Origin of the sequence: Prodigiosinella confusarubida, from assembly GCF_002847015.1 — a bacterium.
Lineage (GTDB): Bacteria > Pseudomonadota > Gammaproteobacteria > Enterobacterales > Enterobacteriaceae > Prodigiosinella > Prodigiosinella aquatilis.
On record NZ_CP025085.1, the window covers coordinates 3752716 to 3777235 of the forward strand.

The following is a 24520-nucleotide window of genomic DNA, read 5'->3' on the forward strand; positions in this document are numbered from 1 at the left end:
CCAAACGTTTCGGAATAAAACCGAAACGTTTCGGATCTGTGATCGGCTTAAAGAGTAATCGTCGTTATCTCAGTGGGAAGGCGGATTATCCGTGCTGCCAAGACATAGCTGTGGTTGCCATAATACCTGTAATGTCGACACATCCTGCCCGGCAATCAGACGAAAAACCATCTGCGCTATTTGTCGCCCCACTTCAGCACGGGTCGCTTGGGTGATGGCCGTCACCGGCGTATCAATAATCGAGTCACCAGGCAGGCCGTCATAGATGATCAGCGATATCGCATTCTCCCCCTGTAAGCGCCCACATTCCCGCAACGCCAGCGCCGCACCCTCACCTTGCGTGCTGCAATCAGTCACTATCGCGGTCGGCGGTTCCGCCAGAGCCAGTAAATCCAGGGTCGCCTGATAACCAGCACGACGAGAAGGTTCGATCAGACAAAAATAGGCTTCCCGAAAGGCCAGCCCAGCTATCTGTAGCGCCGCCAGATAACCTTCCCGGCGCTGAATAATGAACGATTGAGGATTGTTTTCCCCCAGAAAAGCAATGCGTTGGTGACCCAGACTCACGAGACGGTCAGTCGCCAGCGCGACACCGGCCTGGTTATCAAAATCAAACCAGGCATACGGGGACGGCAAATTGCTACGTCCCAGCGCCAGAAAGGGGAAATTCAGTTCCTGTAGGCAATGCAGACGTGCATCATCAGGCAGTGTGTGAGCAATGATCAGCGCATCCACGCGGCGACTCTCCACCATCCGTAGAAATGCGTGATGATCCGTGGTGTCTTCATCAGCTATCAGCAACAGATCAATTTCCTGCGTTGCCAACTCATGGCTGATTTCCGCTACCATGTCCATAAACGTATAGTTGCTCAGTGGCGCAGACCGAACGGGAAACACCAGTCCGACGGCGTCTATTTTGCCCATTTTCAGACGGCGGGCAAAGGTATTGGGACGATAGCCGCGACGCCTGGCCTCTTCTTCCACTCGCAGGCGAGTTTCCTCGGCCACATCATCATAACCATTCAGCGCACGGCTGACAGTAGTAACAGATAGCCCCAGCTTTTTTGCAATCACCTTCAGTGACATAGGTATCCGGTAATATCAGACGGGTAAGCGGATAGCCTACCATAAACCGGATACCGGCCGGGATACGTCCGCGCAGCATAATGCGGGTTACACAAACCGCCCTCAATCATTGGGAATCAACATCAGCAGGTCAGTGGACCCGATATCAATACCTTCTTGTGATAATAGGGTTGTGACTTGTCCCCGGTGATGGGTTTGATGATTAAAAAAATGGACCAGTAAAGCAAAAAAGGGTTTGTTTGAAGCAATACCCTTAGTGTTTGAATACACTAACGCGCTATCAAGATCCGCCTCGGTTAGCAAACCGCTCCATTCACGGATAGTGAGATCAAGCTGTTTGCGGTGTTGCCACAGGCGCTCTATATCGGCGAATAATATTTGCGCCAATGCTGTCGGCATGGGTTGAACCCGGACAAAATCTAATGCCGGGTTGTTCGGCAGATGATTGGCAAAACGTTTAAGCCACAAGGTATCAGCCACGACCAGGTGATTAAGTGTCCCCAGGATAGAGCCAAAGAAAGCTTTTTTGTCCTCACTCAGTTGAGTGGGCGATAAACATCTGGCAGCCTCATAGATCTTGGTGTTCATCCACTGGTTGTATTCCGCCAATAGTTGGATATGTCCGATTCGCGTCATTGTCATCTCCAAAGACAGATGTTAATTAAACGGTCAGCTCATAGGGTCAAAGACATCATCCGACCCTCTATTTTTAACCCATTCATGGCCGGTTCATGTGAGAACAGCGCTCACCACCCATCATTTACCATCCACATCAGGCATTGACCATCCGCACACATTGCCGGGTGCGCAACATGAGAGCATGCTATTTTTGAACTTTACCATACGAAGATAAATACTGGACAAATGATTCCCGGAGGCTGTATGTCGAACCAGACCGTTGACCATTATTCTGCTGAAACCGGGCGATTTTATAATCCTCGAAAAGCCACCGCGCCACGCCTGAGTCTGAGAGAAAGCCTGTCGTTACTCTTCAAACTGGGGTTCGACACCGCCTCACGCCTCCCGGCAGGCAAACTCCCCGACATCCAACCGGACATGACCGCCTTTCTGGCACCGGCTGACCACCTGAAATTTATCTGGTTCGGGCATTCCACACTACTGCTGAATCTGGAAGGAAAAATCATGCTTATCGATCCGGTGTTTTCTGCCACCGTTTCGCCTTTCAGTTTTATGTTTCAACGGTTCCAGCCAGCGGCGATAACGCTGGATGAACTACCAAAAGTGGATATCATCCTGATTTCCCACGACCATTATGATCATCTGGATGAGAAAACCATCAGGTTCTTCCTCAACCAGGAAACCGCATTCATTGTGCCGCTCAAGGTCGGTAAGTATTTACAGAAATGGGGGATTGAGCGCTCACGCATTCAGGAGTTCGATTGGTATGACACCCTGCGCTACGGCAACCTGACATTCACCGCCACCCCGGCCCGTCATTTTTCCGGCCGTAGCCCCTTTGCGCATAACAAAACCCTGTGGGTTTCCTGGGTGATCCAGAGTCAGTCCGAACGGATTTTTTTCAGTGGTGACTCCAGCTATGGCACCCACTTTAAAGACATCGGCGAACGTTTCGGCCCGTTTGACCTCGCCTTCATGGAAAATGGTCAATATGACCGGCGCTGGCCGGATGCGCACATGATGCCGGAAAATACCATTCAGGCGGTGCAGGATATACAGGCAAACGTGTTTGTGCCCATCCACTGGGGGATGTTCACGCTCTCATTCCATCATTGGTCTGAACCGGTGATTCGCACCAGCCAGTTGGCGAGCGAGCGACAGCTCACCATGCTGACCCCACGACTGGGTGAGATTGCCACCAAACATCTGTCCCCCGTCTCACCTGCCTGGTGGGAGAGGGTACAGCACGTTGATGGCATATTGGAAGCCGCCGTTCCTTCACAGGAAACCCAGGTGGAATAGTCCGTGATGTAGATGTATTCCTGCATGCACCAACGATCTATCCAGTCGTTGGTTTTGCCCGATAAACCACAAAACCAACTATCGAAAAAATGACTAGCCTGATAGATCAGCGCGGTTTTTTTAAAGGCGGCGCGCTATCTGTCTGACGCGGCCCGGTGAGAAACGGTTTTTCCTGATACAACGCAATGGGCAGACCAATGATATAACGCTGGCGTAACCGGGAAGAGAGGTAATCCATTAGCATGACTACCACGACCAGAATCAGGGTGATAAACATCACCACATCCCAGTTCCACAACCGCATGTTTTCAGCGTAAACCAAGCCGACACCACCCGCTCCCACAAAGCCCAGGACAGCGGCCGAGCGAACGTTAGATTCCATCTGATAAAGGCTAAGCGCCAGTAAGGTAGGAAAGGATTGTGTGAAAATACCAAAGCGATGCTTTTGCAGGCTATTCGCCCCCACCGCCGTCAATCCCCGACTGGGTGAGCGCTCCACGGCTTCATGACCTTCGGCGTACAGTTTACCCAGCAGGCCGGTGTCCTGCATGATGATCGACAACACGCCAGCCAGCGGCCCCATTCCGACGGCGCGGACAAAGATCAACCCCCAGATAGCCATATCAATGCCACGTAATGTATCCAGCACCCGTCTCACCAGTATTGCCAGCGGTCGTTGCACTGGCGTTATCATCACATTGCGGGCAGCCAAAAAAGAGAGCGGCAGCGCCATCAAGGTCGCCGTCAACGTACCGACAAACACAATGGCAAGGGTGATCAGTATCTGCATCAGGTAATAGCCAAAAGGCCAGTTAAGGAAATCGTGCCAGACGAACATACGCAGGAAATAGTGGCCAATTTCACCGCTTCCCTGTAACCACTGTGCCCAGCTGATACCAAAAAAGACGAAAAAGTAGAGGTAGTAAAGCACGATAACGACAGCTAACAGACCCAAACGGAACAAGTAACGCCGTTGTATGCTAAACAGTTCGTGGTGTTGCTGTTTTACTACGGACAACTCCACCTGCGGCACGTTTGTCAGCTTCATTTTTCGCCCTCCACCACTCGACGGCGCAACTTGCCGGAGAGCGCGTCCAGGACGAAGACCACCAGCACAATCTGTAGCATCGTCATACTGACCTGATCGTAACGATCCAGTTTAATGTTGGTCATGAGTTCCTGCCCAATACCGCCCGCCCCCACCAGACCGAGAATGGTGGACTGACGGAAATTGATTTCCAGTCGCATAAAGCTGTAAGACAGAAAAACCGGCTTTACCTGCGGCCACATCCCGAAACGCATACGTTGCAGGACACTGGCGCCACAGGCCGCCAGACCCCGTACCGGCTTGCCGGATGCAGTTTCAATCGCTTCATAAAATAGCTTGGTCAGACTACCGACAGTGTGCAGCGCCAGCGCCAAAAAGCCCGGTATGGCACCGATACCAAACGCCATGACAAACATCACCGCCCAGGCCAGTTCCGGCATGGTACGCAGAAAAGCCACCAGAGTACGGACAGTAAAACGCACCCCCGGTGGACTTTGCGTGTTATTGGCCGCCAGAAACGCCAGCACCGTCGCTACCATCACCGAAAACACAGTGGAGGCCACGGCCAGTTGCACAGTTTCCCAAATCAACGGCAGTTGGATTGGCAGACGATAACCCCAGTAGGCCAGTGATCCCTGTGTATGACCATCCGCCAATAGCAGCTTCCAGTGCAGCACCGGCAGCGTCTCTGACAGATAATCCAGAAAATGAGGAAACGCCACCAGAATGGTACGCGGATTAAATTCCGCTATATGACCCGCGCCCAGATACAGCAGAACCAGCATCAGCGACCAGAGTAGGGAATCACGCGTCTGCCGCCCGCGTATCTGTTGGTAATAGTGTTCAAAGTCAGGGTTCAACATGCTGTCATCGCCTGTTATCAGGCCACCCATTCAGGCGGCCTGTATTCACCGTTCTGTCAACGACCGCCGCTGATCAGTTCGCGTTTCAGTTCGATGATCGTTTTATAGTCATCCAGCGTGGCATCGCCAATGTGCTGCTTGCCACCCATCGCTTTCACGAAACAGGCATGGTCTTGCTTATCCAGCGTTTTTACCGCAGCAATCAGTTTGGCTTTGAACGCTGCTGGCAGCGCATTGCTCACCAGTACCGGGCCGTTAGGGATCAGCGGCGATTCCCAGATAATGCGGATTTGTTTCATCAAATCCGGGTGATCCATGCGAATCAGACGGGTAAAGGCACCGCTGGAATACCCGGTGTTATAATTACCCACCATTGATGTCCAGGTCACCGCACCAGCAAACTGGCCATTCAGCACCCCCAGAATGTCCTGCTCATGTCCGCCCGAGAATGTGGTGCTGGAAAAAAAGTGGTTGTATTGATTATCCGTCGTACCACCAAATTTCTTTTTGAACGAGTGGTTAGGGATCAGGAAGCCAGAGGTGGAATCCGGGTCGGCAAAACCAAACGCCTTACCTTTCAGATCTGTCAGTTTCTTATAGGGACTGTCAGCCTTGACAATAACCACTGAGTGGTAACCACGGGACTGATCAGTGTCATCCACCGCGATACCCGCGATATCCACCGCTTTTGGATCTTTGATGTAGACCGAAGCAAACGCTGACGGTGACATACTCAGCACCAGATCGATTTTCTTGCCCAGCAATCCCTGAATTACGCCGGAATAGTCGGATGCGTTGCGCATCTTGGTATCCACATTCAATGTCTTGTCCAGAAAATCTTTGACGCACTGATTGTCGCCAATCTGCTGCGTGGCATTCTGCCCACCCAGAATACCCAGGTTAAGCTCTCTCGGTGCATCGGCAGCAAAAGCGTTGGCCGCAAACATTGCAGCTAACATCGTGGTCAAACGAACAATTTTTTTCATTGGTTCTCGCCTATATGTAGTCATGTCAAAGATAGTGGTCATGCCAAAAGTGGCGTTATTAGTGGAGTTGATTAATCTCATCGCCATAGAGAGTGTGAAGCAAAGCGTCGGTTAACTCAGCGGGATGACCGTCAAACAGAATGCGTCCTTTAGCGATGCCTATCGCCCGCGTACAGTACTCTTTTACCAGTTCAACGGAGTGGAGATTCACCACCACGGTGATGCCGTTGTCACTCACCTGACGCAGGACATCCATGATGCGTTGGGTATTTTTGGGGTCGAGCGATGCGACCGGTTCATCGGCCAGCAGAATATGGGGGTTTTGCATCAGCGCACGGCAGATGGCGACACGCTGCATCTGTCCACCGGAGAGATTTTCTGCCCGCTGCAACGCATGGGGTAGCATACCCATCCATTGCAGCAGGCCGATGGCATGCGCACGATCTTCATCAGAAAAGCATTTGAAAAAGGATTTAACAGGGGACGTCTGGCTCAACCGGCCAAGCAGGACATTGGTAAGCACATCAAGCCGCGGCACCAGGCAAAAATCCTGGAAAATCATCCCGCATTCACTGCGCCACTGCCGCATCTGGCGGCTGTTGAGTTGTGTGATGTCCTGTGTATCGCCATTGTCGCGGTAGTGCAGGATCTGGCCTTCACTGGCCGGGAGTGTACCATTCATGACATGCAACAGTGTTGACTTCCCTGCCCCAGAACGGCCAATCACCGCCACCATTTCACCACTGTGCAGATCAAAATTGAGGTCATCCAGTACCCGTTGCTGCGCCGTATAAGCCTTACTTAACTGGCGGACTTCCAGCACTTTCTTCTGTGTAATCGGCTGGGAATGAACGTGCAGATAAGTCTCAGATTCCAACAGTACCTGTGTCATAGCTGTGCCATATCTCGTCAATCAGTGAACGGAATAGCTGCTATTAAGGGCATCACAGATGAAAGCTTCATGACAGATTCATGATTAAAAAATGAACATAGTGGAGAACGTGTCATGATTGGTGCCAATTAATATGTAAAACACCACCAATTTGCATCAGGCATGCAGTATCAGACCATCCTCGGCGGTAGCTACTCTATCCGGTAGGGTATGCATCATTAACCAACTGTCCATTTCATGACTCAGGTGTGTCAACCAGGTCTGCGCTGGATTAAGCGCCTCATGAATGGCCAGTGCCCGGGTCAGGTCATTGTGATTTCGGGGCGGCGGTTCGCAAGGGGCGGCGGAGCAATCGACAATCAGATGAGTCAGCGCCCGTTCGCTCAGATAACGAAACGTCTCCGTCGGCAACCCGATCGTGTCCGTCAGGTACGCCAGCGTCTGGTGAGTATCTTCCAGCAAATAACCGAATGTCGGCCGCGAATGATTAAGTGGTAGCGGTGTCACGCGAAGTTCGCCTAATCGCAGCGTCTGGAACGGGGTCAGAAACGGTTTAAAATCCAACATCCCCGGATGCTTGTAGAGATCGTCGCAGCCCTGCATATCTGGCGGGCCATATACCGGGATTTTCTCCCCGATCCCCCAGCGTAGCGAAAACAGTCCCTGAACATGATCCATGTGGTAATGGGTTAGCACTATATGACTGATTTCGCCCGGACTGAAGCGCTGTTCCAGTCGCGGCAGCCCGGCATCCAACAACGTCGTTTCGTCGCCACAACGAATCGACGCGCTACAGGGACCGCGCCGGTAACGGTATTCACGCTGCGCCCGAACACACGCAGGACAGTCACAGCCAAACACCGGCACCTGCCGAACATCGCCGGTTCCCAGAAAAGTAAACTCCATCACGTTTTCTCCAGCAGTTGGCAAAATGCCAACAGGGTGTGTGATAACGGTCCATCATTCATCAATTGCTGACAATCGGCCGGCACCACATTATTGGCACGGCGCAGTCGTTGCTCAATCTCAGCAGCGCTCTCCCGTCCGCGTTGACGCAACCGCTGAGCCAACACCGAAGTAGAAACCTGTAGACACACTGGCAGCAGTTGTGCGCCATAACGCGCCTGAGCCTGATGCAGGGCAAACCGCGAGCCATTAGCCACCACATCCAGCCCTTGGCCCAGCCAGACATCAATCTCAATTCCCAGACCGTAATAGTGCTGATGCGCCTGCCAGTGCAGCGCAAACAGCCCGTTGACCTGACGACAGATAAACTCCCTCTCACTAAGAGCGACATGATTCTCGCCCCCGGCATCGGCAGGACGGGTGATATAACGATGCGCCACCAGCAGGTCATCCAGTGCCTGCTGGCGTAGAGCCGCTAGTAATGAGTCCTTGCCAGAACCGGACGCACCCATCAGCCAGATAAGCCGTGCCATCAAAACACCTGTCGCCCTTGCGCCCACACATGCTGCACCCGCACCTGACCATGCGGCGCATGCGCCAGCACCAGGTCCGCCCGCTTTCCCTCGGCAATCTGACCGCGATCCGTCAACCCGATGGCCCGGGCCGGATTAGCAGAGACCAGCGCCACTGCCTGTGACAGAGTGAATCGGTTACTGTCATCGTCGGCGATACGGAATACCGCATCCAGCATACTGGCGGGATAATAGTCCGACGACAGAATATCCAGCAGGCCCAACGCAGCCAGACGATGCGCCGACACATTACCGGAATGCGAACCACCGCGCACAATATTCGGCGCCCCCATCAATACCTGCATACCGCATTGGTGAGAGGCGTGGGCCGCTACTTCGGTGGTGGGAAACTCCGCAATCATACTGCCCAGCCCATAGGACTCCTCGACATGTTCAGCCGTGGCGTCATCATGACTGGCCAGTGCGATACCCCGTTCACGACAGCAAGCGGCAATCGCCAACCGGTTCGGTTGGGACCAACGCCCCGCCAGACGACGCTGATCCGCGTCAAACGCATCCATTTCATCATCATTCAGATGATATTTTCCCTGATAGTATTCGCGATATTTTTCTGGCGAGGCGAACTGACGCTGCCCCGGCGAGTGATCCATCAAGGATACCAGCGACAAATTCTGCGTATCGATCAACGCCTCAAACAGCGGTAGCGTGGAATCATGTGGTAACTCGCAACGCAGATGAAGACGATGTTCCGCCCGGTTCACACCCTGCTGTTGACTATGAACAATAGCGCCAATCATCCGTTGCAGGTTATCCAGCCGGTGGCCGCCATCGCGTACATCACCAACCGCCACTGCATCCAGCACGGTGGTAATACCGCTGGCGACAATCAGCGCGTCGTGACTGCTCATGGCAGAATGTGCCGGCCAATCTACCTTCGGGCGTGGCATGAAAAATTTGTCCAGGTTATCGGTATGCAACTCCACCAGTCCCGGCAATAACCAGCCATTCTCCCCGTCCAGTGCCTGCGGCAGCCGGCTGGGAGTATCGGAAATCGCACAAATCACGCCATCCCGGCATTCCAACGACCCGCTGACCACCTCATGGTCCAGAACCATCCGTACATGATTGATAATCATAGCGCTGGCTCCTGTATCACCGGATCCATCACATACAGACGATCGGCTACTCTGGCGCGCACTTGCGCATCATGAAATATCCCCACTACGGCAGCGCCACGTTCACGTGCCGCTTCGATTAGCATCACCACCGCGTCGCGGTTGGCATTGTCCAGTGAGGCTGTCGGTTCATCCAGCAGCAACACCGGATAGTCAGCAATAAAACCACGCGCGATGTTCACCCGTTGCTGCTCTCCGCCGGAAAAGGTGGACGGCGCCAACGACCACAGATGGGATGGCACATTCAGGCGCGACAACAGTGTCCGCGCCCGCTCTTCACACTCGCTGCGTTCCACTCCCCGCTCCAACAGCGGTTGCATGACCACCTCCAGTGTCGGAATACGTGGGATGACCCGTAAAAACTGGCTGACCCAACCCATGGTTTCCCGCCGTACTGCCAGCACCTCGCGGGCCGGGGCCGTCACCAGATCGACCCATTGTTGCTGATGGTGTACCCAGACATGGCCGCTGTCCGGTTGGTAGTTGGCATACAGTGAACGCAGCAAGGTGGATTTCCCGCTACCGGAATGACCATGCAGCACCACACACTCCCCGGCCGCCACCGTCAGACTGGCGTCATGCAGCACGGGCAGTTGGATGCCGTGCTGATTATGCAGCACAAAGGTTTTACACAGATTTTCGACGCGAAGCTGAATATTCATGGTTTTTACAACCTGTAGAGAAACATTATGGGTACCCGCGATATTGGTTCGGGCAAGCAAAACGACTCGTATCTATAGACACCTGATGAAGTTCGTGTGAATGCTAGTTCAGCACCGATGACACCAGCAGTTGGGTATAGGAATGATGCGGATCATCCAGCACCCGATCAGTTAATCCGCTTTCCACTACTTCACCTTGACGCATTACCAGCAAACGATGGGCCAGCAACCGGGCGACACCGAGATCATGGGTCACGATCACCACCGACAGATTCAAATCCCGGACCAGATTGCGCAGCAGATCAAGTAATCGCGCCTGTACCGACACATCCAGGCCACCGGTAGGCTCATCCATAAATACCAGCCGGGGATGCGTCACCAGATTGCGGGCAATCTGTAGGCGTTGCTGCATACCGCCGGAAAACGTGGTCGGCAGATCATCCAGTCGGGAAAGTGGAATTTCCACATCCGACAGCCATTGCCCGGCCTGACGACGGATATCGCCATAATGCCGTTGTCCCATCGCCATCAGTCGTTCTCCGATATTTCCCCCGGCGGATACCTGCGGACGCAGACCGTCCATCGGATTTTGGTGCACCACACCCCATTCGGCGCGCAACAGCCGACGACGATCGCTCTCGCTCATGGCATATAAATCGCGTCCCTGATAAAAAACGTCACCGTGTTGTGGCGTCAGACGCGCCGACATCGCCTGTAACAACGTGGTTTTACCGGAACCGGATTCGCCAACAATACCCAGCACTTCACCGGGATAAATCTCCAATGACACATTGCTGAAACCCTTCCCCGGCGCGTAAAGATGGGTGAGTTGTCGTACTGTCAGCAATGGTTGTTCGACAGTCTCGCTAGTGTGAGTCATGGCGCTGGGCCTCCTGACGTTGCTGGCAATAATCGGTATCAGAACAGACAAACAGTCGGGTGCCCTGGTCATCCATAACCACTTCATCCAGATAACTCTCCTGCGAACCGCATAGCGCACACGGCTGCTCCCAGCGTTGTACGCCGAACGGATGGTCATCAAAATCGAGGCTTTCCACTTTGGTATAAGGCGGTAAGGCGTAGATACGTTTCTCTCGCCCGGCGCCGAACAACTGAAGCGCGGGCATCATGTGCAACTTGGGATTATCAAATTTCGGGATTGGCGACGGATCCATAACATAGCGGTCATTGACCTTCACCGGATACGCATAGGTGGTGGCAATATGACCGAAGCGGGCAATATCTTCATACAGCTTCACCTGCATAATGCCGTACTCCTCCAGTGCGTGCATTTTGCGAGTTTCCGTTTCCCGCGGTTCGATAAAACGCAGCGGCTCGGGGATCGGTACCTGATAAACCAGAATCTGATCTTCACGCAGCGGGGTTTCCGGAATGCGGTGACGGGTCTGAATCAACGTGGCTTGCGTGGTACGTTCAGTAACGGCAGCGCCACTGACACGCTGGAAAAAACGCCGGATAGACACCGCGTTGGTGGTATCGTCCGCGCCCTGATCGATCACTTTCAGTACGTCCTGTTCGCCGATCAGACTGGCGGTCAGTTGAATACCCCCCGTGCCCCAGCCGTAGGGCATCGGCATTTCCCGTCCGCCAAACGGCACTTGATAACCGGGTATGGCCACCGCCTTGAGGATCGCCCGGCGCAGCGTGCGCTTGGTGTGCTCATCCAGATAGCCGGGGTTATAGCCGTTCAACGCTTTCATCCTTTCCCTCCTGATGTGCCTGACGTAAACGCCGTAACAGTTCCAGTTCAGCCTGAAAATCAACGTAATGCGGTAATTTGAGATGTGAAACAAAACCGGCGGCTTCGACGTTATCCGCATGTGACAGCACGAACTCTTCATCCTGCGCCGGGCTAGTCACGCGCTCGTTATACGCTTCAGCCTGCAAGGCACGATCCACCAGCGCCATCGCCATCGCTTTACGTTCGGCACGGCCGAATACCAGTCCGTAACCACGGGTGAAATACGGCGGCTCCTGTTCCGGCACCGTGAAACCGTTCACCATTTCGCATTCCGTCAGCAGGATCTCGCCCACCTCCAGTGAGAACCCCAGTTCTTCCGGCTCAATCTCTACCGTGACATAGCCAGTACGAATTTCACCGGCAAATGGATGAGTGCGGCCATAACCCCGTTGGGTGGAATATCCCAGCGCCAGCAAAAAACCCTCATCGCCGCGTACCAATTGTTGCAGGCGTGCGGAGCGGGGGGCGGGATACGAGGGAGGATCACGGGTAATGTCCTGCGGTTCGCTGCCATCATCTTCTTCCCGGGCGGCAATACCTTCCGACGTCATCAGCGTAAACATCGGTGGACATGGCTCAATCAGCACATTATCCGACGTCGACGTTGATGGGGTCGCACCTTCCGCCAGCAGAGCAAAATCCAGCAGACGGTGGGTGTAATCATAAGTGGGGCCCAGCACCTGCCCACCAGGCAAATCTTTGTAAACCGCCGAAATACGTCGTTCCAGACGCATCTGACTGCTGTCGAGCGGCACGCTGTCCGCCAGACGCGGCAAGGTCGTACGGTAAGCACGCAGCAGGAAAATGGCTTCCACCAGATCGCCACTGGCCTGTTTAATCGCCAATGCCGCCAGTTGTCGGTCATAAATCCCGCCTTCGGTCATTACCCGATCCACCGCCAGACTCAGTTGCTGTTCAATTTGCTCTACCGACAGTTCCGCCTGGTCGCTCGTTCCCCGGCGTAACTGCGCCTGTAACTGGTGGGCAGCATCGATCGCCTTTTCGCCCCCTTTAACCGCAACGTACATCAGGACACCTCCACATGTGTGGTGCGCGGCAGTGCCATCAGCGACTCACCACTGGTGAAAATAAAGTCAAATCCCAGCGGAAATGGGTGCGGCCGCTCACGCAAATAATGCAGCACACTTTCCGGCAGTTGCGGCGCGACACCGCGCGGTTCCGCCATTCCCGGCCCGCTAAGTTCCAATGGCAGTCCTCCGCCCAGACTGGGCACCTCCACAATGATCGAGGTGCTTTTTTCCGGTGCCAGTGCATCGCCGGCGGAAAAACCCGCCAGTGAAACCTGTGGCACTGACAGCAATAGCGCAAAATCCGCCTGCGCACGTTCAGTAACCAGTGCGCCAGTATGAAAGCGCAGATTAGTGAGCAGGGTTTCATCCTGTAACGCCGGATCCAGCCATAGCGGCGTTTCACGATCGACCAACGTCAGCAGAACCGCAGTCGCGGCCGGCGAAAGCGCGCCCCAACGCGGCGAATGAAGGAGAGAAACAATCACGCCCGGTTCGCTCATGGCCTTTAAAATACGGCGGAAGGCGTATTGCGCGTCCCCGAACGGATGGGTAAAGCCAGCAAGTAGCGTCATTCATTGTCTCCACGAACCAAAGTAAAGAAATCCACCTTGCTACTGGCAATTTCCTGTGCCCGCTGCTGCAATTGCTCTGCGCGGGTTGCCGCCAACGGTACGATTAGCTGCTGATAAAGCGGCGTATCGGTACCCTGTTTTTGCAACAGGGCATCCACCAACGCACACAGCTCGGCGTGCGGTTTGTTACGTCCGGTCACGTAGCTGTAACCACAAGTGCCATCATCCAGCCGTACCACTGCGCGAGTAAGGGTGACATCTCCCAGTACAAAGCGTTTTCCGGTGCCCCCCATGCGCCCTTGTACGCGCGCCAGTCCGGTCTCTGGTGTACGCAACACCTGGTAGCTATAGCGCAAACCCAGCTGTTGCCAGTGTTGTTGCATGACGTCCGGATCGCTGTGCGCCAGTATCGACATCCAGCGTTGTCTTGCCGTTTGTATTGCCATCTAGTGCTCCATGGTCAGTTCAATCATCTCTGCCCGAACCAGGCTGACGGAATACTCCGCCACGCGATCACTGTCGGTACAGATATTCAGGGTACGGATGCACAGCAGTGGCGATTGCGCCACCGTTTCCAGTAGTTGCCGCTCTTTCGCCTGCGCCGGACGGGCGCTGATGCGGGTTTGGCGACGGGTTAACGGCTGATGCAGTTCGCGGGCGATAAAGTCGTGCAGCGACCCGCTCTGAAATTGCTGTAGTGCGGGCCACCAGTTGAGTTCCGGCAAATAATGGTCGATCACACTGACCGGTACAGCATTGACCCGCCGCAGGGTACGCAGGTGAATCACCGGTTCCCCTTCCTGACAGCCTAGTGCAGAGGCCACGTCGCTATTGCAGGGCCGCAACACGGCCAACAGACGTTCACTGGTAGGGTGGCTGCCCTGCTCCATCAGATTCTGACTGAACCGGGCCTGGGCATGCAGCGGATAATCATAAGGACGCATCAACACCAGGATACCGATGCCTCGACGACGCTGAACCAGCCCTTTATTCACCAGTTCGTCCACCGCACGGCGTAGTGTATGGCGGTTCACTGAATAGCGATCCGCCAATTGCTGCTCAGAAGGCAGGTAATCACCACTGTGGTATCCCTTGCGTAGTTCCTCTTCCAACTGCGCGGCAATGGCTTGATATAGAGTGGTAGGATGTCTAGATAACTGAATCATTCAAAAAATCCCGTCATTGTCAGGTGAAAAACTCGTATCAGAAGAAAATCCATCAAATTGCATGAAACAAGAACGAATACGCAGGGGAACAACGGTGATTGGCATGACACTTACCTTCTATGGGCAATGGGTAACATGATGCCGACTGACTGTGACACTGAGGTGAAGGATGCATTGCGGGATAATGAAGAGATGTAACGGAGAGAAGACAAAAAAAAAGCCAGTCAGATTACCGGACTGGCTTGTCACATCGTGACAACACGACGTTGACAGAATTTCGCTGGTTTTTCACTGTATCGAAAGTTCCTCATCGATAAATTCTGGTTTAACCTCTGCCCGCTGCGTTTTCCATAACTTCTCCAGCGCCCGTTCTGCTTCAAGCAGAACATGGCAACATTGTTCATGGGTGATAGTCAGCGGCGGCTCAATACGGATCGATTTGGCATTGTTCAGCGTACCGGCCACCAACACTCGGCGTTGGAACAGTTCACTGGCAAAAGCATAACCGATCTCGTTCTTTTTAAACTCAATAGCCTGCAACAGTCCCCGTCCGCGAACCTCGGCCACCAGCTCTGGATAACGTACCGCCAGCCGTTTCAGCCCGGACAGCAGGAAGCTGCCTTGCTGCGCCGCCTGTTCAGGCAGATTGTCCCGCAGCAGCACATTTATCGTTGCCAGCGCCGCCGCACAAGCCAGCGGATTACCACCAAACGTAGTGGTATGCAGGAACGGGTTATCAAACAGCACCGAGAATACCGCTTCGGTTGCCACTGTCGCGCCAATCGGCATCACACCCCCGCCCAGTGCCTTCGCCAGACAAAGAATATCGGGCTGGACACCATAATGCTGGCAGGCAAACATTTTTCCAGTACGTCCCATACCGGTCTGAACTTCGTCCAGAATCAGCAATGCCCCAATCTCGTCACACAGTGCACGCACCGCAGGCAAGTATTGATCCGGAGGCAAAATCACCCCACCTTCACCCTGAATCGGTTCCAGGATCACGGCGGCAATGCCTTCACCGTTACTTTGGCATTGATGAATCTGCTTTCTCATGGCGTCAATGTCACCAAAAGGCACATGATGGAACCCCGGTAACAGTGGCATGAAAGGTTTGCGGAATATCGGTTTGGCGGTAGCGGAGAGAGAACCCAGCGATTTACCGTGGAACGCCCCATGAGCGGCGATAAAACTGAATTTCCCTTTTGGACCCTGATACGCTTTCGCCAGCTTCAATGCCGCTTCCACTGCTTCCGTGCCACTGTTGGATAAAAAGCTGTATTTCAGGTTACCCGGCGTAATCGCCGCCAGCGTTTTTGCCAACATACCGCGTAGCGGGTCCAGCAATTCCTGGCTGTGCAATGGCTGTTTGGCAAGCTGTTTCTCAACGGCAGCCACCACGGTAGGGTTACGGTGGCCAACATTGAAAATGCCATAACCACCGAGACAGTCGAGATATTCATTACCTTGGGTATCGAGCAGGGTATTCGGGCCGCTGGCGCGCCACTCTACTGCGCCATAGCCACCGCCGCTGGTAACTGATTTCCGGTATTCGAGGAAACCAGGATTGACATATTCACGGAAGGAATTCAGTGTTTCCTGATTCAGTGTCTGTGCATCCTCATCGGATAACACATCATTCATAATCCATTTAAGCGCCTGCTGAGAACACTCTAGCGGGTTGAGACAAGTCGGCAATCTGGACAAAATAGACTCCTTGCTTAACGGGTATCATGTGATACCAGTTTAAGTAATGCACAGAACACGCCAGTTGCCCATCAAATTTTGAAATAAAAACTTTTCGCCTCCGGATAGATGCTTTGTAAGATTAAATAAACAGGAACAGTGTGGAACAGAGATAAAAACCCATATCAATATTCTTCAGGATCAAATACCGCAAAACACTCAGACCAAATGCACCATTAGTGGGCATACTGCCCACTAAAGCGCCATTATTCATCGACAACACTATTCATCAATAACAATGGCGCTGGTTCTGAATCAATGGCGGAACATAATATGGCGCACCACGGTGTAATCCTCCAGCCCGTACATGGACAGATCTTTGCCATAACCGGAAAGCTTTTGCCCACCGTGGGGCATTTCACTCACCAGCATGAAATGCGTGTTTACCCAGGTACAACCATATTGCAGACTGGCCGCGATACGATGGGCACGGCCAACATCTTTCGTCCATATCGACGAGGCCAAACCATAGCCGGAGTCATTGGCCCATGCCACGACCTGGGCTTCATCATCAAATGGGGTGATGGAAATCACTGGACCAAACACTTCCTGCTGCACGATTTCATCGTCCTGACGGGCATCGGCCAGCACTGTCGGTTGAAAATAGTAACCGCCGCCTGATACACGCGCCCCGCCGGTAATGACCCGAATATGCGATTGAGCTTTGGCCCGTTCCACAAAACCAATCACACGTTCCAGTTGTCCGGCTGTGATCAGCGGCCCCAATTCAGTATCGTCATCCTGCGGATCACCCATATTCAGGGTGGAAACCGCTCTACCCAGCGCCGCGACCACTTCCTCATAGACTGGACGTTGCACATATAACCGACAGGCCGCCGTACAATCCTGACCCGCATTATAGAAACCAAAGCTCCGGATCCCCTCCACGACCTGCGCCAGATCGGCATCCGCAAATACAATGACTGGTGCCTTGCCGCCCAGCTCCATATGCGTGCGTTTAACACTGCCAGCGGTATGAGCCACAATATGAGCACCGGTGGCGATGGAGCCCGTAAGCGATACCATGCGCACCAATTTATGACCGGTTAAAGCATCACCGATATCTTTCCCCCGACCAAACAGGATGTTGACCACACCCGGCGGGAAAATATCTGCCAGCAGAGTGGCCAGATAAAAGGTGGTCAGCGGTGTCTGCTCTGCCGGTTTCATCACTACACAGTTGCCGGCGGCCAGCGCTGGAGCCAACTTCCATGCGGCCATCATCAGCGGATAATTCCAGGGTGCGATAGACGCGACAACGCCCACCGGATCACGGCGGACCATCGACGTGTGTCCTTCAAGATACTCACCGGCGGCCGACCCACTCAGGCAACGGACTGCGCCGGCAAAAAAGCGAAAGACATCGGCGACGGCAGGGATCTCATCATTCAGTACCGCATGGTAGGGTTTACCACAGTTCAGCGATTCCAGTTTCGCCAGGGCTTGGGCATGCATTTCAATCGCTTCAGCCACTGCCAGCAGCAGTGCGGCACGGGTTTTGGGTGATGTACGTCCCCAGTGGACAAAGGCCGCGTCCGCCGCGTTGACCGCATCATCGACCTGCACCAAATCAGCCTGTGGAATAGCGGCAATCTCTTCGCCGGTAGCAGGGTTGTACACCGCCAGATATTCGCCGTTTCCCGCAACCTGTTTACCATCAATAAGTAATTTGTCGTGCATAACACTCTCCCTTTGAGCAGAAATCTATCTGTGATGGACTAGCAAAATAGTTGCCACATTCAAAAAAGATGGCGACCAGTTACTGACCAGCATCGGTGTTTGTTGGCCACGTTGCCTTTACGCCCAAGATCCCCAGGGATACCGCGCCTAAGGTCACTCCGGCGGCTTACACCGCTACGCCCACCGACGCACACGCCCTGATATCTGAGATATCTGACTTTGTCAGCAGTCTGCTGATTCCGACCACCGGCTGACCGACGTTTTTCGCATATATCTTGTATAGCGCTGCACTGCGCATTTCACCAGATATTACTCTAGGTTCGATAATCAGATGAGAGGGGTCAGATGAAGGGAAAGTAACAGCGGCGGCAACGGCAAACCGGCAAGGTCATATTGCAGAGGACGGAGCATGAAAGTGCGGTGATTTTTACATACTAAACGGTTATCAGAACACGTCTATACCCGTCATACTTTAAGTTGCAGGTGTGTTGGCTGCGTTCGCTCACCCGAATCACTTACCTGAGTAAGCTCATCGGGATTCGCTCACTTGCCGCCTTCCTGCAACTCGAAGTATTTTGGGCATATACCGCCATTTACCGGCCATGTTATATTAATAAGTTTTATATTATCTTCATTTTAATAACTAAAGATACTATTGAGTTTTCTAACCATCATCCATGGAAAAATGTGAATCGCCCTCACATACCGGTACAACGGGTTGAATCTGTCGCAATCGCTAATCATTATCATCTGTTGATGAGATAATAAAGCGCGTTAATATTGACATTAATATTAATAAAGCGAACAATAAAGAAATAATCTAAAATTATCATATTTATCAATTGATTAAGTTAATTACCATAGGCTATCCATTTCAGAAGTCATTTAGATTAAGACATTTATTAGTATTAATCGCCAATAAAAAACAAACAAAGAACCTTATTACAACAAAAACAAAACAATAATATAAACAAAAAATCGACAACAAAGACAAAATCAAACCTGAAAATAGCGCTTAATATTCAAGATTATTTAATAAACTAATTTTATAATTAAGAAACTAAAAAAACCAATAATTATTTATTATTGTAGGGGAGTTCTTTTATTTAAGATAAATTTAAGACAAATTAAAGAAACATTAAAAATAATAGACTCAGATCAAGAAAAAAAATGGTCAATAATATCTATAGTAGCCGTGACGAAAGTAAGCCAATCTTAATTAATTAACTCGTCATTATGAGTAATGGGGAATCTATGGACTTTATCATTCAGCTTATCATTGTCCTGATATGCCTGTTTTATGGCGCACGTAAAGGTGGGATCGCGCTGGGTTTATTAGGCGGTATCGGGCTTGTAATTCTGGTTTTCATTTTCAAACTTCCACCAGGAAAACCACCAGTTGATGTAATGCTGGTTATTATTTCTGTAGTAGCCGCATCCGCAACACTGCAAGCATCTGGTGGTTTGGATGTCATGTTGCAAATGGCGGAAAAAATGCTGCGCCGTAATCCGAAATATGTTTCGATTATTGCGCCGTTTGTCACCTGTATCCTGACCATTCTTTGTGGTACTGGACATGTGGTGTACACCATTCTGCCCATTATCTATGACGTGGCAATCAAAAATAATATCCGCCCTGAACGTCCAATGGCGGCCAGTTCTATCGGTGCCCAGATGGGGATTATTGCCAGCCCGGTTTCTGTCGCCGTGGTATCGCTGGTTGCCATGTTGGGTAACTTTACCTTTCAGGGTAAACATCTTGAATTTCTGAACTTACTGGCAATCACGGTTCCGTCAACCTTACTGGGTATTCTGGCTATCGGGATTTTCAGTTGGTTCAGAGGTAAAGATCTGGATAAAGACCCCGTTTTCCAGAAATTTATTTCCGTACCGGAAAACAAAGAATACGTCTACGGTGATACCGCTACGCTGCTGGATAAAAAACTGCCGCGCAAAAACTGGATAGCCATGTGGATCTTTCTGGCGACTATTGCGGCTGTAGCGTTGATGGGGGCAGTACCCAGCCTGCGTCCGGTATTTAACAACAAGCCGTTGTCCATGGTGTTGGTCATTCAGATGTTCATGCTACTGTCTGGCGCCATCATCATCATAGCGACGAAAACCAATCCCGCGTCTATTTCGAAAAACGAAGTGTTTCGCTCAGGGATGATCGCTATTGTCGCGGTGTATGGTATTGCCTGGATGGCGGAAACCATGTTCGGCGCCCACATGTCGCAAATTAAAGATACACTGGGCGCATTGGTAAAAGATTACCCCTGGGCTTACGCGTTGGTCTTGCTGCTGGTTTCCAAATTCGTCAACTCTCAGGCCGCAGCACTGGCTGCCATTGTGCCTGTAGCACTGGCGATTGGTGTTGATCCCGCCTATATCGTGGCATCAGCGCCAGCCTGCTACGGTTACTACATTCTACCGACTTACCCCAGCGATCTGGCTGCCATCCAGTTTGACCGCTCCGGTACGACCCACATTGGCCGTTTCGTCATTAACCACAGTTTTATTTTGCCAGGGTTGATTGGCGTGAGTACATCCTGTGTCTTTGGCTGGATTTTAGCGGCACTGTACGGCTATTACTAACCGCGCGATGCGCCGGATGGTTCAGGGAAATCCGGCGTTAACGTGAAAAAGGTTTTCAATCGTCAAAAAACCGGGCAACGCCCGGTTTTTTTATAGCAACGTTTCCTGACTGGCGGGCCGAGCCTCAAGTCCGATCAGTTCACGCTCGTAAGCCCGTGCTTTCTCCTCGTCAAACTGACCTTCCCATTTGGATATCACCAGCACCGCCAGTGAGTTACCTACCACATTGAGCGCGGTACGCGCCATATCCAGAATACGGTCAACCCCGGCGATAAACGCCAGGCCTTCCAGCGGAATCCCGACACTGCCCAGTGTCGCCAACAACACCACAAAAGAGACCCCTGGTACACCGGCGATACCCTTGGACGTCAGCATCAGCGTCACCACCAGCAACAGCTCCTGGCTAAGAGAGAGGTCAATACCATAGAGTTGGGCGATGAAAATGGCGGCGATACTCTGATACAAAGTAGAGCCATCCAGATTGAAAGAGTAACCGGTTGGCACCACAAAGCTGGTGATGGCTTTCGGCGCACCATACGCTTCCATTTTTTCAATGATCCGTGGCAGTACGGTTTCCGAACTGGCTGTGGAATACGCCAGAATCAGTTCATCTTTCAGAATACGGATCAACATTGTCACGCGCAGACCACTCACGCGTGCCACCAATCCCAGCACCACCAGCGCAAAAAACAGGATGGCGACATAAACCAGTATCACCAGTTTTGCCAGTGGCCACAGTGAAGCAAAACCGAAATTGGCCACGGTGACAGAAATCAGCGCAAACACCCCCACCGGAGCATAACGCATGATCATATGTGTCACCTTGAACATGGTCTCCGATGCACTGCGGAACACATTCAGCAAAGGTTCACGCTGTTCTCTCGGTAGCGAGGACAAGCCCAACCCAAACAGTACCGAGAAAAAAATCACCGGCAGCATATCCCCTTTAGCCAATGCGGCAAAAATATTGGAGGGGATCAGCGACAGAATAGTCCCCACCAAACTGTGAGTACCGCTTTGTACTTGTTGCGTGGTTTTTTCATACTGGGAAATATCCACCGAGGTCAGTGTCGACATATCGATGCCGTAACCAGGATGAAAAACATTCGCCAACGTAATACCGAGAATAATGGCCAATGTCGTAATGATTTCAAAATAGACGATGGTCTTTAAACCGATGCGCCCCAATTTCTTGGCATCACCAACACCGGCAATTCCCACCACCAGCGTAGTGATAACAATGGGGACCACAATCATCTTGATTAACCGTATAAATATATCCCCTGCCGGACTAAGGATATTACTGATTAGCCATTGCTTGTCATTGGGATACTCATGTAAAAGCGCGCCGACAACAATACCGATAATCAGTGCGATGAGGATTTGCCAGGCAAGACTAACTTTCTGTTTTTTCATAGTGATAATCCATGTTTATGCTCCCTGCGCTAACCTGTGACAAAACGACTGCCAACAATCAATTCAGCTCAAGCTGAATTGATAAAACGAGGGGAGATTACGGAGATAAAATGTTGTTATTATCGTGACAAGCCATTTCATTCCAGCAAGCCACATACTTGAAAATCACATAGTTATTCATAAAAAACGAACAAGTATTTGATTACAAAAATAAAACATATGCCATAAGTTATTGTTATCGCCGCAAATGCTACTATCCAGAACAGATGAGATCAAGAAAATCGTGAAATTGATAGTTCATAACTATGCTGAATGGCACTCCATAATGGTCATCATATGCGCTATACCCGATCGCAAAAAAGGGCAGCCATCTCGCAGATATGACAGCTCACGCCGGACCAGGAAGAGAGAACCGCGTATTAACCACTTCGACCAGGTTGTAATGACAATGTGAAGATTCACGGATAACTTTTTAACTGCTGAAAGTTCACACCTTACCTCAGGTCAATTATGCTAGCAGCCATCATCAGTACGAAGTTTTGTTATTCCATACCAATACATAATTTGATTCTTTTATAGCTTTTCTATCATAAGTATTTCGATCAGCAGGATTACAGCTCCCCTTGGATATTTTTACTACAGAACAGGAAGGTTAATGTTAACCGGTATAATGTTTGCGCTATCCGCAGGCTTGATGTGGGGATTGATATTTATCGGGCCGCTACTCATACCCGACTACCCAGCCGCCTTACAGTCTACCGGGCGTTACCTCGCGTTTGGTCTGATTGCCCTGCCGCTGGCCTGGAGTGATCGCGCCCGTCTGACGCAGCTAACCCGTCAGGACTGGCTTGAGGCACTGAAGCTTTCGACGATCGGCAACCTGCTGTACTACCTCTGTTTGGCCAGTGCCATCAAGCGAACTGGCGCACCGATTACTACCATGATTATCGGAACGCTGCCGGTGGTGATCGCCATAAGCGCCAACCTGCTTTATGGTCGTCATGATGGTCGCTTATCATGGCGACGCCTGACACCCGCGCTGGGGCTGATTGCTGTGGGGTTAATCCTGGTGAATATAGCGGAGATCACCAATTCGTCGGCGCCGCTATCGTTATGGAACTACCTCAGTGGCATGGCCTTAGCCCTGCTGGCCGTTGTCTGCTGGACCTGGTATCCATTGCGCAACGCTCGCTGGTTACGCCAACATCCGGATAAAAACCCAGGCACTTGGGCTACTGCACAAGGTGTGGCGACATTACCACTGGCACTGGTGGGATACCTGCTGGTTGGTGGTTATCTGGCGTTGGCCGAGCCGCGCTTCGCACTCCCTTTCGGCCCACGACCGGGGGTATTTATTACCTTGATGGTGATCATTGGCCTGTTCGGTTCCTGGCTCGGCACGCTGTGTTGGAACGAAGCTAGCCAACGCCTGCCCACCATATTGGTGGGGCCACTGCTGGTATTTGAAACGCTGTCGGGTCTGACGTATACCTTTTTGCTGCGCCAGTCCTGGCCGCCGTTACTGACATTGTGCGGAATTATCTGCCTGATCAGTGGCGTCATTTATACCATGCTAATTAAACCGAAACCGATGGTTTCCACCGTATCGCCGCCGCCCATGACTGATCACGAGCATGGCTGAAGCCGCGTCAGAACAGATCAAACAGGCGATTGGCTCTGCGGAGCAGCACATTATATATACCCCAAATAATTCGAGTTGCAGGAAGGCGGAAAGAGAGTGAATCCCGAGGAGCTTACTCAGGTAAGTGATTCGGGTGAACGAACGCAGCCAACACACCTGCAACTTGAAGTATGACGGGTATAACCCGTATATGGGGTAACAATATTATCCCCGCCGCGTTGTCATCTCGATAAAATGAGTGCGGGATGGCAGGCTAGCGGTATCTCCGTCAGGTTCTCAGAAACACTGTCACGTCCTGTTCTACTTCTTCCATCTGTCGTAATGCGTCCAACGTATCACGGGCCTCACGTTCGTCGAGACGGCTCATGGCAAACCCGACATGAACCAGGACCCAACTGCCGATTAACGGTTGCTGATCGTCATCACCCACGATCAATGCCACATTGACCTCACGCTTTACGCCACAGACATCCACCCACGCCAATTGGCGATCCACTGACGCCCACTCCACGACCTGACCCGGAATACCAAGACACATATCCAGCTCCTCTCGATTGTCGACATAAAAAAGAATGAAACAGACTAAGCAAATTTAATGCCAGCGATCTTGATTACACCCAACCGAACCATAAAAACAGCGCTTATGACGATAATTTACCCTTTGATTCCCACTGTTTCGGCGAAAAACGCATCATCTGCCCCTTTCCGGTGTTTTATCCAGAATGAAAAAATCTTTTGCTGTCGATAGTGACGAGATTACCTTCATTGTCGGAAAGAACCGTCGTCACTAATGTCGAGCGACGTTTTTCACGTCACCC

At 52.0% G+C, this 24520-nt stretch carries 23 protein-coding genes; 3 read left to right on the forward strand and 20 right to left on the reverse strand.

What is annotated here, in order from left to right:
* Positions 1-69: 69 nt before the first annotated feature.
* Together CWC46_RS17140 and CWC46_RS17145 are read right to left on the reverse strand one after the other, a co-directional pair.
* Complete coding sequence (locus tag CWC46_RS17140) at positions 70-1086, reverse strand: substrate-binding domain-containing protein (RefSeq protein WP_021015324.1); 1017 nt, start codon at positions 1084-1086, stop codon at positions 70-72.
* Positions 1087-1188: 102 nt separating this feature from the next.
* Entirely contained in the window at positions 1189-1722 is a 534-nt protein-coding gene (locus tag CWC46_RS17145) for a DinB family protein (protein WP_021015323.1), read from the reverse strand.
* A gap of 246 nt (positions 1723-1968) precedes the next feature.
* Here CWC46_RS17145 and CWC46_RS17150 point away from each other — a divergent pair, with 246 nt between their 5' ends.
* Positions 1969-3027 carry an MBL fold metallo-hydrolase gene (locus CWC46_RS17150; protein ID WP_021015322.1) on the forward strand — a complete coding sequence of 353 codons (1059 nt, stop codon included), beginning with the start codon at positions 1969-1971 and terminating at the stop codon, positions 3025-3027.
* A 106-nt stretch (positions 3028-3133) separates the two neighbouring features.
* Here the strand turns inward: CWC46_RS17150 and phnE (CWC46_RS17155) are convergent, their stop codons facing one another.
* From phnE (CWC46_RS17155) to patD, 16 genes are all read right to left on the reverse strand, one after another.
* Positions 3134-4075: a phosphonate ABC transporter, permease protein PhnE gene (phnE, locus tag CWC46_RS17155; RefSeq protein ID WP_021015321.1), complete on the reverse strand. Its 942-nt coding sequence runs from the start codon at positions 4073-4075 to the stop codon at positions 3134-3136.
* Positions 4072-4935 carry a phosphonate ABC transporter, permease protein PhnE gene (gene phnE, locus CWC46_RS17160; RefSeq protein WP_037381427.1) on the reverse strand — a complete coding sequence of 288 codons (864 nt, stop codon included), beginning with the start codon at positions 4933-4935 and terminating at the stop codon, positions 4072-4074. The genes phnE (CWC46_RS17155) and phnE (CWC46_RS17160) overlap by 4 nt, the downstream gene beginning before the upstream one ends.
* 59 nt (positions 4936-4994) lie before the next feature.
* A complete protein-coding gene (phnD, locus tag CWC46_RS17165) occupies positions 4995-5924 on the reverse strand; it encodes a phosphonate ABC transporter substrate-binding protein (protein WP_021015319.1) in 930 nt (309 codons plus the stop codon).
* Between the two features lie 58 nt (positions 5925-5982).
* Positions 5983-6816: a phosphonate ABC transporter ATP-binding protein gene (phnC, locus tag CWC46_RS17170; RefSeq protein WP_021015318.1), complete on the reverse strand. Its 834-nt coding sequence runs from the start codon at positions 6814-6816 to the stop codon at positions 5983-5985.
* Positions 6817-6972: 156 nt separating this feature from the next.
* Positions 6973-7722, reverse strand: a complete 750-nt coding sequence (gene phnP, locus CWC46_RS17175; RefSeq protein WP_021015317.1) for a phosphonate metabolism protein PhnP — start codon at positions 7720-7722, stop codon at positions 6973-6975.
* A complete protein-coding gene (gene phnN, locus CWC46_RS17180) occupies positions 7722-8255 on the reverse strand; it encodes a ribose 1,5-bisphosphokinase (protein WP_021015316.1) in 534 nt (177 codons plus the stop codon). The genes phnP and phnN overlap by 1 nt, the downstream gene beginning before the upstream one ends.
* Positions 8255-9391, reverse strand: a complete 1137-nt coding sequence (gene phnM / locus CWC46_RS17185; RefSeq protein WP_021015315.1) for an alpha-D-ribose 1-methylphosphonate 5-triphosphate diphosphatase — start codon at positions 9389-9391, stop codon at positions 8255-8257. The genes phnN and phnM overlap by 1 nt, the downstream gene beginning before the upstream one ends.
* On the reverse strand, positions 9388-10092 hold the full coding sequence (gene phnL, locus CWC46_RS17190) for a phosphonate C-P lyase system protein PhnL (RefSeq protein ID WP_021015314.1): 705 nt from the start codon (positions 10090-10092) through the stop codon (positions 9388-9390). Before phnL ends, phnM begins: the two co-directional genes overlap by 4 nt.
* Positions 10093-10195: 103 nt before the next feature.
* Complete coding sequence (gene phnK, locus CWC46_RS17195; protein ID WP_021015313.1) at positions 10196-10972, reverse strand: phosphonate C-P lyase system protein PhnK; 777 nt, start codon at positions 10970-10972, stop codon at positions 10196-10198.
* Complete coding sequence (locus CWC46_RS17200; protein ID WP_021015312.1) at positions 10959-11813, reverse strand: alpha-D-ribose 1-methylphosphonate 5-phosphate C-P-lyase PhnJ; 855 nt, start codon at positions 11811-11813, stop codon at positions 10959-10961. Before CWC46_RS17200 ends, phnK begins: the two co-directional genes overlap by 14 nt.
* Positions 11791-12882, reverse strand: a complete 1092-nt coding sequence (locus CWC46_RS17205) for a carbon-phosphorus lyase complex subunit (RefSeq protein WP_021015311.1) — start codon at positions 12880-12882, stop codon at positions 11791-11793. Before CWC46_RS17205 ends, CWC46_RS17200 begins: the two co-directional genes overlap by 23 nt.
* Positions 12882-13457, reverse strand: coding sequence for a phosphonate C-P lyase system protein PhnH (gene phnH, locus CWC46_RS17210; RefSeq protein WP_021015310.1), 576 nt, complete (start codon positions 13455-13457; stop codon positions 12882-12884). Before phnH ends, CWC46_RS17205 begins: the two co-directional genes overlap by 1 nt.
* A complete protein-coding gene (gene phnG / locus CWC46_RS23105; RefSeq protein ID WP_021015309.1) occupies positions 13454-13903 on the reverse strand; it encodes a phosphonate C-P lyase system protein PhnG in 450 nt (149 codons plus the stop codon). The genes phnH and phnG overlap by 4 nt, the downstream gene beginning before the upstream one ends.
* The gene (gene phnF / locus CWC46_RS23110; RefSeq protein ID WP_021015308.1) at positions 13904-14623 is read right to left on the reverse strand and encodes a phosphonate metabolism transcriptional regulator PhnF; all 720 of its coding nucleotides are present in this window, start codon (positions 14621-14623) and stop codon (positions 13904-13906) included.
* Between the two features lie 288 nt (positions 14624-14911).
* Positions 14912-16330, reverse strand: a complete 1419-nt coding sequence (gene ygjG / locus CWC46_RS17225) for a putrescine aminotransferase (RefSeq protein ID WP_021015307.1) — start codon at positions 16328-16330, stop codon at positions 14912-14914.
* 294 nt (positions 16331-16624) lie between these two features.
* Positions 16625-18049, reverse strand: coding sequence for an aminobutyraldehyde dehydrogenase (patD, locus tag CWC46_RS17230; RefSeq protein ID WP_021015306.1), 1425 nt, complete (start codon positions 18047-18049; stop codon positions 16625-16627).
* A 1254-nt stretch (positions 18050-19303) separates the two neighbouring features.
* Here patD and CWC46_RS17240 point away from each other — a divergent pair.
* Positions 19304-20644, forward strand: coding sequence for an anaerobic C4-dicarboxylate transporter (locus CWC46_RS17240; protein ID WP_037380791.1), 1341 nt, complete (start codon positions 19304-19306; stop codon positions 20642-20644).
* Between the two features lie 90 nt (positions 20645-20734).
* On the opposite strand, the gene gltP is transcribed toward CWC46_RS17240, so the two are convergent.
* Positions 20735-22060 carry a glutamate/aspartate:proton symporter GltP gene (gene gltP / locus CWC46_RS17245; RefSeq protein ID WP_021015304.1) on the reverse strand — a complete coding sequence of 442 codons (1326 nt, stop codon included), beginning with the start codon at positions 22058-22060 and terminating at the stop codon, positions 20735-20737.
* Between the two features lie 655 nt (positions 22061-22715).
* On the opposite strand from gltP, the gene CWC46_RS17250 reads away from it, so the two are divergent.
* Positions 22716-23702 carry a DMT family transporter gene (locus tag CWC46_RS17250; RefSeq protein WP_021015303.1) on the forward strand — a complete coding sequence of 329 codons (987 nt, stop codon included), beginning with the start codon at positions 22716-22718 and terminating at the stop codon, positions 23700-23702.
* A gap of 268 nt (positions 23703-23970) precedes the next feature.
* Here the strand turns inward: CWC46_RS17250 and hypC are convergent, their stop codons facing one another.
* Positions 23971-24240 carry a HypC/HybG/HupF family hydrogenase formation chaperone gene (gene hypC / locus CWC46_RS17255; protein WP_021015302.1) on the reverse strand — a complete coding sequence of 90 codons (270 nt, stop codon included), beginning with the start codon at positions 24238-24240 and terminating at the stop codon, positions 23971-23973.
* Positions 24241-24520: the final 280 nt, after the last annotated feature.